1 protein-coding gene and 1 pseudogene are annotated in these 1,048 nt (G+C 33.3%); both read right to left on the reverse strand.

Going from position 1 to position 1,048, the window contains the following annotated elements:
* Positions 1-248: 248 nt before the first annotated feature.
* Positions 249-386, reverse strand: coding sequence for a Phr family secreted Rap phosphatase inhibitor (locus tag AC1DTM_RS28155; protein ID WP_002160981.1), 138 nt, complete (start codon positions 384-386; stop codon positions 249-251).
* Positions 386-1,048 (reverse strand): annotated as a pseudogene (locus AC1DTM_RS28160) (hypothetical protein); the annotation flags it as partial. The gene AC1DTM_RS28155 and the pseudogene AC1DTM_RS28160, both read right to left, overlap by 1 nt.

The raw sequence follows: 1,048 nt of genomic DNA on the forward strand, positions 1-1,048 counted from the left end.
GTACGGACTTAAGTTAAGTGTCTCTTGGTTTGAAATCATTTGGAACACCACCTGCATTTAGTCTCTCTATTATAAATTAAAAAGGCGAGACATTCGACTATTGAATCGTCGAATGTCTCGCAAAGTGGAACTAGATGGAGTTTTTCAGTGCCCTCGTRCAATACCGGACCCATGCCCAAGAAGCTGCCTAATGAAATAACGTGTCTAACTTTTTGGGGTCACTTCATTTTAGCACGACTTTTTTATAATTATTTGATGGTTAACTCGTATGCTGGAGACCAAGTATCACCTTTGTTTAATGCAGCATCTTTTAGATTATGGCTGAATCCAAAACTCAAAATTAGTGTTAATGCTACCGACGATAGTGTTAAACCAATCTTTTTCATTATTTTAGCGCCCCTTTAGCTAATGATTTTTTGCGTGCCTGATTACTTAAATTATAATATTTACTTGCTTTGGCATGATTCTCTTCTGCATAAAATTTATTTGCTATTCGTTCAGTGTACTCTTCAATACACTCCCATAATTCTTCTTTTTCAAAATAAGAAATCCCTTCTAAAATTATTTTTTCTAGTTTAATTAAATTTGATTCTTTACTAAGCTCTTCTAAGATTTTAAAACGATATTGATATTCTTTAATTTCTAATTCGTTACAAACAGATAAACCTTTTTCAATTAGTTGCGATGCAGATTTTATGTCACTTAATTTTACATATTCATCTGCTTGGAGATAAAGGGCTTTAAAATGGTTTGGCATGCTCTCAGTAACTTCGGATAGATGGCGAATTGCTAAAGAGGAAAGATTTTGATTTGCGTATAGCAAGCCAATATTATTTCTAGTACGTAAAAGTAATGATTTTTCTCCTCTCTTTTTCAAGAAATCGATAGCGGAATTGAAGCTTTCTTCAGCTTGTTCAAATTGTCTTAAATCTAGACAAGATAGTCCAAAAACATTGTCGCACGCAGCTAAGTTAATTTCATACCCGGTATGTTTAGAGAATAGTTTTTTTGCTTGTTGTATGTGGTTAATAGCTGTAAGTGGTTTGTA

This window comes from Bacillus sp. P4_D3, from assembly GCF_056401855.1.

Coding starts and splice junctions, on each gene's coding strand:
- AC1DTM_RS28155 (WP_002160981.1), bottom strand. CDS start 386: ATGAAAAAGATTGGTTTAACACTATCGTCGGTAGCATTAACACTAATT.